The organism is Flectobacillus sp., assembly GCF_049240685.1.
Taxonomy (GTDB): domain Bacteria; phylum Bacteroidota; class Bacteroidia; order Cytophagales; family Spirosomataceae; genus Flectobacillus.
The window spans coordinates 1-8,385 of sequence record NZ_JBMLSD010000204.1 but is presented as its reverse complement, the minus strand read 5'-3'; the positions used below and the strand labels follow the sequence as shown (position 1 = coordinate 8,385).

Below are 8,385 nucleotides of genomic sequence, written 5' to 3'. Positions count from 1 at the left end.
TCCAGTAATCAGGTTTTTTCTATAGCTTATGGCTTAATGCTTAAAGCCTATTGCCTGAAAAATCTGAGCTTTATGCTTTAAGCCCTAGGCAAAAGGTCTTTATGATTTCATAAAAAACGTTTTTTTCTATAGCTTAATGCTTAAAGCCTATTGCCTGTGTACTAACTTAAGAGGCTAATTTTACGTCAACTAATTGATATATTATGAATAAGTTTTTTTTACAAATTGGCGCTATTTTGGCGGGTTTATCTGTCGCACTGGGCGCATTTGGGGCACATGCCTTTAAAGCTAGTTTAGAAGCTCTAGGAAGAGCAGATACTTTCGAAACAGCTGCTCGTTATCAGATGTATGGTGCACTAGGATTATTGATTGTTGGTATTCTTACAGGTTCGTTCAAACATGCTTTTGTAAGATATGCAGGAAATGCCTTGTTGGTAGGGACTATTATTTTTGCAGGTGCTTTATATTTGATTTGCGCAACTGGAGTAACTATGTGGGGAGCTGTAGCACCAATCGGTGGCACCGCCTTGATGGTAGGTTGGGTGCTTTTGGCCATCGGAATTGCAAAAAGTAAGTAAGCCAACAAAATACAGTGGTGTTGTCGGGGGCTCGGCAGTTAGCTTTGGGTATTCGACTAATCTACCTTTGTCTTTGCCTAATTTAGGTTGCTCTTTCATTGGATAAACCGTCTGCACAAACCAGAAGACTCTTTCAAACAATCAGCATTTATACTCGGTTTAAATGAGCTACGTAGAAAATCTTATCAAATTGCAGCAACCTATTTTAGGCAAGGACAAACCAAAATTCAAAACTTTGCACGCATTAGTGCCACTTCTGGTTTATTTTTCCGACGTATTTACCTATCTGATTCTGGAAAAGTACCTCTTGTAATTCTGTTCCAACATTAGGATACATTTCTAACTGATGAATTTCTGAAAGCGGAATCCATTTTATTTCCAAAGCACTGGTTTCAGAGGGGTTCAATATCGGAATGCCTCCAATAACCTGCGCGATAAACACACAATGCAAAACATCTGTTTTTTGTTGTGGTAATATCACCTCGCCAGCCAATAACATTGGGCCAACCTCTATTTCTATTCCTAATTCTTCTCTCAGTTCTCTTTCTAACGTACTTATTAGTGTTTCGCCAGGGTCGGTGTTGCCACCAGGCAGATTAAATACTTGAGCGTTACCATATTCATAACGCATCAGTAGTAGGTGGTTGTTTTCGATAATCGCTACGCTTGGCCTTACTTTCATAAATTACTTGTTTTAAAATATTGAGATTCAGTATAAATAGAGATTTTTTTACAAAATAGAAGAAAAGCCCCTATTCACTTTTTTCTTAATGAAATGTTAACGTATAAAATATTCTAGGGGTAAAATACGATTGATTTGTCAGTAAGACAAATGAACCTCAGAAAAACTTCTTAATCAAAAAGCCTTCAAAAAAGGCATAAACACGTATAGTCATTATGAAAACTTCAAAGAAAACTCTATTCCTAAGTATTTTGGGCTTAATGATATTCACTTTAAGCAGTTGCTTTGTTCGGGTAGACGACGTAAACCCAAGAGGCTATGAAATCGAACAGGAAGTTCGGATTCGAAATTTCGATGGTATCGATATGGGAGATGCTTTTAAGGTAAATGTAAGAGCGGGAAACACCTTTAGCGTGTTTGTGCGGGGTGATGAATACGATTTGAACGACCTCGATATTTATGTAAAAAATGGCGTATTAATGGCCAACTATCGTAACTATCGCAGTCGTCGTTATCAAGTTACTTTTGATATTGTGATGCCATCATTGCGATCATTTGAGCTCTCGGGCGCAAGTACTGGAAAGGTATACGGTTTCGACGAAAGAGATATGTATGTTAACCTTTCGGGCTCTTCGTATTTAGACCTCAATTCAGACGCACAATATTTTACATTCGATATTTCAGGGGCATCTACCTTGGATTTATTGGGCGATACTCAAAAAATCTCAGGAGGAATCTCTGGTTCATCTTTAGTCAATGGTTTTGCCATGAGAAGTGAGGAGGCTTATTTAACTGTATCAGGTGCTAGTAAAGTAAGAGTAATGGCATCTCGTTATCTCAATGTTGTGGCATCTGGTGCCAGCTCGGTATACTTTAGAGGTACTCCAGTTATTGACGCTAAAACTTCGGGAGGAAGTATCGTGAGACAAGATTAAAAATCTTCATTTGACAGTATATATTTGTGGCGATTTAAAGAAGGCGGGATTTTCTCGCCTTTTTTCTTTGTTGATAGAAGTAGCTAAATTTTCCAGTAATTTTGAAAAAGAAACAAATATTTACGCTTTAATTTTACCCATGTACTTCCGTATTCGTGCAAAATTAGATTTATGTTTTGTGTTTTAGGCAACAGGCATAAGGCAAAGAGTGTTAGGTAAATACACAAAATTAAGTTTAAGTTTTTAGGCAATAAGCTGTATGCATTAAGCCGTAAGCTAAAGAAAAAAGTGTTTTTTATGAAATTATAAAGAGCGTTTGCCTAATGCCTACGGCTTACAGCCTAAAGTACTCCAGTTAAATCTAATTTTGCATACTTACTTAAGTTAGTGGGCAAAATAAGATTTAATTTTTGAGCTTTCGGCTCTGGGCATTCGGCAAAATATATCTATCATTACTAAAAAACATTTTAACACTCTGTGCCTTGTGCCTGTTGCCTTGTGCCTAAAACACAAAACTTAAATATAATTTTGCACTAATACTTACTGACTTATGAATCAACACATTGCCCATATTGCTATTGTGGTAGACGACTACGACCAAGCAATTGAGTTTTATACTCAAAAGTTACACTTCGATTTAATCGAAGATACAGTCATGAGCCCCGAAAAACGTTGGGTTTTGGTAAAACCTAAAGGAGCCAAAGAATGTGCCATATTACTAGCAAAAGCAGCCAATGAAGAGCAGCAGACTAGAGTAGGTAATCAAACAGGAGGACGAGTATTTTTGTTTTTATATACAGATGATTTTGAGAGAGATTATCAAAATTTAGTAACACATCATATCAAAATCGTGAGAGAACCCAAACAAGAAGTGTACGGTACGGTAGCTGTATTCGAAGACTTGTACGGTAATCTTTGGGATTTGATTCAACGAAATGTTTAATTGTATCCGAAGGATTGTAAAGAGTGTTTATTTTGGATATCGGATGTTAGATTTCGGAAGTGTAATCTTTTATGTTTTACAAAAAATAAAGGTATTTTACCTTATTTCCGAAATCAGAAATCCCAAATCTGCAATAGGTGAAAATCCTTCGTACAATCCTAATGGTATATTCAAAATTCATTATTCACAATTCAGCCTTTACCCTTAAATATGACTTTAATTAAAGACATAACCAATTACATGGAGCGATTAGCGCCGTTATCTTTACAAGAAAGCTATGACAACGCAGGTCTTATCGTTGGAGACCCCAGCGAGGCAGTAAAAGGCATCTTATGTACCCTCGACTGCACGGAGGCGGTCGTAGAGGAGGCTATTCAGGCAGGATGTAATTTAATTATAGCACATCATCCTATTGTTTTTAAAGGATTAAAGAAGTTAAATGGCAAAAACTATGTTGAAAGAGTAGTCATTAAGGCTATCAAGAATGATATTGCCATCTATGCCTCGCATACCAATTTGGACCATGTGGAAGGTGGCGTGAATTTTAAGATTGCAGAAAAATTAGGCTTACAAAATGTAAAAATATTACAGCCTAAAAAAAATCTTCTGAAAAAGCTAGTAACTTTTGTGCCTGTTGAGCATGGTCAAAAAGTCTTGGATGCTTTGTATGAGGCTGGGGCTGGGCAAATTGGCGATTACAAAAACTGTAGTTTTAGCGTAGAAGGTATAGGTACGTTTCGCCCTACGGGTGGAGCAAACCCTTTTATCGGAACCGTCGACAAAGACGAGGAGGTAAAAGAGTTTAGAATAGAAGTCATTTTGCAAGCACATCAAGAATCTGCGATTCTGAGCGCCTTAAAAAAAGCGCATCCTTATGAAGAGGTTGCCTATTATTTGTCTAACTTAGAGAACGATTTGGCTCAAGTAGGGGCTGGAGCAATCGGAAATTTGGAACAAGGGCTCGAAGAAGCCTCTTTTTTACAATACCTAAAAGACTCCATGGCCTTGTCTACCGTTCGTCATACACCATTTTTAGGAAAAAAAATCCAGAAAGTAGCCGTGTGTGGTGGGGCAGGAGGCTTTTTACTCAATGACGCCATTCGACAAGGTGCAGACGTGTTTGTGACGGCAGATTACAAATATCATGAGTTTTTTGATGCCGAAAACAAGATTATCATCTGCGATATTGGTCATTATGAGTCAGAAGTTTACACAAAGGAATTAATTATTAGTTATTTATCTGAAAAATTTAGTAATTTTGCGATTCTCAAAAGTCAGGTAAATACGAATCCTGTACAGTATTTTTGAACAGGCGTTAGGAGTAGAGGGTAATCATTACAACATAGAACTTAACAAATAACGTTTAACGCATAACGTATAACGAAAATGGCAGTAGTAGCTAACGAAACAACCATTGCTCAGAAATTAGAAGCACTTCTGAAACTTCAGACCATAGATTCATCTTTAGATAGTATCAAAAAAATGCGTGGCGACTTGCCAGAAGAGGTTCGTGATTTGGAGGATGAAATTGCTGGTATCGAAACACGTATCGGAAAATTCAATCGCGAGATTGCTTCTTTAGAAGAAGAAATTTCGAAGAATAGAAATACGAAAAAAGAATCAGAAAAGCTTGTAAACAAATACAAAGACCAACAGATGAACGTTCGTAACAACCGTGAGTACGACGCCATCTCGAAGGAAATCGAATTACAACAATTGGAAATCGAATTGGCAGACAAACGTATGCGTGAATTCGAATTCAAAATCTTGAACAAACGTGATGATGTTTCTGAAACTGAAACTCGTCTTTTCCACCGTCAAAAAGATCTTGATGCAAAACGTAAAGAATTGGACGTTTTGATTTCTGAAAGTGAAGACGATGAGCAACGTTTGTTGAAAGATCGTGAGAAAGCAGTAAAATTTGTTGAAGAACGTTTGTTGCGCCCTTATGATAAATTAAGAACAAACTATGCAAACGGACTTGCTGTAGTTTTGGTTAAGCGTGGTGCTTGTGGTGGCTGTTTCAATGTAGTGCCCCCACAGCGTCAGGCAGATATCAAAGATCACAAACGCATTATCGTATGTGAGCACTGCGGTCGTATCTTGGCTGGTGTTGAAGATGTTATCACAGCTTCAAAACGCTAAGAAATTTGCAAAAAATATAGTCAAAGCCCATAACTACTCAGTTGTGGGCTTTATTTGTTTATAGCGATGCTACAATCTAGGGTAGTTTTTTACAACTTATTAACCGTATCGACGTTATAAAATTTTCAAATAATGGGTATGGATATACGAAAGTTTATGGTTCTTTTTCTGGTTTTGATTAATTTTCAAAGTAAAGCAAATGACTTTGAATGGAATCCAGTATTGCAAAAGGCCTATACTTCACTTTGGAAAATGCGTTTGCAGGAAACTAAAGCATTGCTGGCTTCGCAAAAAAATACCTCAGGAATTAAGCTCTATCTTCAAAGCTATACCGATTTGATAGAGTTGATGATTACGGAAGATAAAGCCGATTTTGAACAATTTCTCGATATACAATCTACCCGATTGACTTTATTGGAAGATTTTCCTGATACCTCTCCTGAAAAACAATGGATTATTGCCGAGATGTACCTGCACCTAGCTACAGCGAAGCTCAAATTTGGACACGAAGTAAAAGGTGCATGGAATTTGATAAAAGCCTCTAAATTGCTGGAAAGTAACGCCAAGAAATTTCCTAATTTTATTCCCCAACAAAAATCACTCGGTTTGCTTCATATTATGGTGGGGTCCATACCTCAGAATTATTTGTGGGTTGCCAAGCTTTTGGGCCTTAAGGGTTCTGTAAAATATGGCCTACAAGAACTAAAAAATGTAAGCATAAATGAACCTCGTTATGCTACAGAAGCCAACGTAATGTACTATTTGGCTCATGCTTATATTCTTGGCTTTACCCCCATGATTTTGCAGGATTACGAACAGTTTTTGGATAAAAATGAAGAAAGTCTATTAATCCAATTTTTGGGAGTAACTACCTACATGAAAGAAGGAAATAGCAGCTATGCTCATATTTTGCTTAAAAAATGTGATACTTTAAATACCAAGGCGGGCTATTGGGCTTTTCCGTTTTTGCAATACCTACACGGTGAAATAGAAATTCAGAAAGGGAGTTATACCTTGGCGAGTCGTTATTATCAAGTGTTTTTACAACAGTACAAAGGCTTTAATTTTATTAAGGATACTTATTATAAATTGTTTCTATGTTCATGGCTTATTAATGAAGATACCAAAGCGATGAACTATTTAGAAAAAGTAAAAACACAAGGTTCAACCATTGTGGAAGCAGACCAATCAGCCCTACGATTTACTGAAAAGTTTAATACATCATTGAAAAACGAAGCTTCTAAAAAACTGATGAAAGCACGATTGGCATTTGATGGTGGGTATTATCAAAAAGCAAAAGAGTTGTTGTCTGAATTGAAAGAGAATCACTTTGGTTCAAATACGGAGAAAGCAGAGTATAACTACCGAAAAGGAAGAGTTCATCAAAAATTACTAGAGATAATTTTGGCAGAAGAGCATTTTGAAAGAGCTATTGTACTTACTCAGAATGCCTCCATCAGCTATGGAGCACTTTCTTGTTTGCAGTTAGGATATATTTTTCAAGAAACTAAACAAAAAGAAAAAGCTAAATACTATTTCGAAAAAGTATTAACCTATTCAAAGCATGAATATAAAAACTCTGCTGACAACAAAGCCAAAGCAGCCTTGAATACCTTAAATTAGTGGTGTGTGAAGGATTTAAAAATATTCATTTCAGACATTGGATTTCGGAATTATGACCTATTTTTTAGATTAACATTAAACATGAGTCATTCCGAATTTTGGGATTGGGATTATCCTCCAAATTTTCATAAAAAAGGGGTCAGAATATATTTTCCGACCCCTTTTTTGTGGCTATTATGCTAGATTTACTTGGTTTGAGACGCAAGCATTGAGACGCAATGCTTGCGTCTCTACTATTAGAATAAACATTTTAACATAATCACTGATTTGCTCAATCAACATTCACTCAACAAATAGCGCATCGCCTATTTCAACATATTGAACAACGCTGTTAGCTTATCTTTCAAATCTTTTCTATCTACAATAAAATCCAAGAAGCCATGTTCTAGTACAAACTCAGCACTTTGGAATCCTTTAGGAAGGTCTTTACCGATAGTTTCGCGAATAACGCGAGGCCCAGCAAATCCAATCAAAGCCCCAGGCTCAGAGATATTAAAGTCACCCAACATGGCGTAAGAAGCTGTAACACCACCAGTAGTAGGGTCGGTCAACAACGATACATAGGGGATTTTAGCTTCAGCAAGTAAGGCTAACTTAGCTGATGTTTTAGCCATTTGCATTAGTGAGAAACCCGCCTCCATCATACGAGCTCCACCTGATTTTGAAATCATCAAGAACGGAATTTTGTGCTTTAGCGAATAATCAATTGCACGAGCAATTTTTTCGCCAACTACTGAGCCCATCGAACCACCGATGAATGAAAAGTCCATAGCTGCAATAACTACGTCTACATCATTCATTTTACCATGAGCAGTACGTACGGCATCTTTCAAGCCAGTTTTCTTTTCAGTAGCTTTGATACGATCAGGATAGCGTTTGGTATCTTCAAATTTGAGAGGGTCGCCTGATGACATAAAGGCATCCATCTCTGTATAACGTGATTGGTCGAAAAGTAGCTCGAAGTAATCTTGTGAACCGATTTTTTCGTGGTAGTTACACGCCGAACAAGTCCAAGCAAATAAGCGGTGTTCGCGCGTGTGCATAACTTTTTTACAAGAAGGACACTGATACCATAGACCATCTGGTGCTTCTCTTTTAGCTTCGGTTGGGGTCAAAATCCCCTTATCTTTTCTGGTAAACCAAGACATATTTCTTTTTCAATTAAAGATTTTACGTGTTTTTTTAGGAAAAGAAACACTAGGTAAAATACTCGTTGTGAGTGATAATGAATCGCAAAGATAAAACTTAAGCAATCGAGAAATAACAAAAACTTGAATTTTATCTAAGCTTTTTCGTTTTAGTAGTTGATTTTAAGGTCAGAAATTTACAGATAAAGTGTTGATTTTGACAACATTTTCCGTAATTTATTGAACTATACAGCTAATATTAAGTAATCGAGCAAAATTAGATTTAAGTTTTGTGTTTACGAATAAGGCATTAGGCAAAGAGTGATAAATGTTTTTGCTGAAAGCTGAAAGC

8 protein-coding genes are annotated in these 8,385 nt (G+C 36.8%); 6 read left to right on the top strand and 2 right to left on the bottom strand.

Features of this window, described 5'->3' with window-relative positions:
- Positions 1–203: 203 nt before the first annotated feature.
- Complete coding sequence (locus ACOVQ4_RS09345; protein WP_421820387.1) at positions 204–578, top strand: DUF423 domain-containing protein; 375 nt, start codon at positions 204–206, stop codon at positions 576–578.
- A gap of 244 nt (positions 579–822) precedes the next feature.
- Here ACOVQ4_RS09345 and ACOVQ4_RS09340 read toward each other — a convergent pair whose 3' ends face one another.
- Entirely contained in the window at positions 823–1,260 is a 438-nt protein-coding gene (locus tag ACOVQ4_RS09340) for an NUDIX domain-containing protein (RefSeq protein ID WP_421820386.1), read from the bottom strand.
- Positions 1,261–1,475: 215 nt separating this feature from the next.
- On the opposite strand from ACOVQ4_RS09340, the gene ACOVQ4_RS09335 reads away from it, so the two are divergent.
- From ACOVQ4_RS09335 to ACOVQ4_RS09315, 5 genes are all read left to right on the top strand, one after another.
- Positions 1,476–2,195 carry a GIN domain-containing protein gene (locus ACOVQ4_RS09335; protein WP_421820385.1) on the top strand — a complete coding sequence of 240 codons (720 nt, stop codon included), beginning with the start codon at positions 1,476–1,478 and terminating at the stop codon, positions 2,193–2,195.
- 550 nt (positions 2,196–2,745) lie between these two features.
- Positions 2,746–3,138: a VOC family protein gene (locus ACOVQ4_RS09330; RefSeq protein WP_421820384.1), complete on the top strand. Its 393-nt coding sequence runs from the start codon at positions 2,746–2,748 to the stop codon at positions 3,136–3,138.
- 210 nt (positions 3,139–3,348) lie between these two features.
- Complete coding sequence (locus ACOVQ4_RS09325; RefSeq protein ID WP_421820383.1) at positions 3,349–4,446, top strand: Nif3-like dinuclear metal center hexameric protein; 1,098 nt, start codon at positions 3,349–3,351, stop codon at positions 4,444–4,446.
- 78 nt (positions 4,447–4,524) lie between these two features.
- Complete coding sequence (locus ACOVQ4_RS09320) at positions 4,525–5,283, top strand: zinc ribbon domain-containing protein (protein ID WP_421820382.1); 759 nt, start codon at positions 4,525–4,527, stop codon at positions 5,281–5,283.
- A 138-nt stretch (positions 5,284–5,421) separates the two neighbouring features.
- Positions 5,422–6,906 (top strand): tetratricopeptide repeat protein, encoded by a 1,485-nt coding sequence (locus ACOVQ4_RS09315; RefSeq protein ID WP_421820381.1) that lies wholly within the window; start codon positions 5,422–5,424, stop codon positions 6,904–6,906.
- Between the two features lie 305 nt (positions 6,907–7,211).
- Here ACOVQ4_RS09315 and accD read toward each other — a convergent pair whose 3' ends face one another.
- On the bottom strand, positions 7,212–8,054 hold the full coding sequence (gene accD, locus ACOVQ4_RS09310; RefSeq protein WP_421820380.1) for an acetyl-CoA carboxylase, carboxyltransferase subunit beta: 843 nt from the start codon (positions 8,052–8,054) through the stop codon (positions 7,212–7,214).
- Between the last annotated feature and the right edge of the window lie 331 nt (positions 8,055–8,385).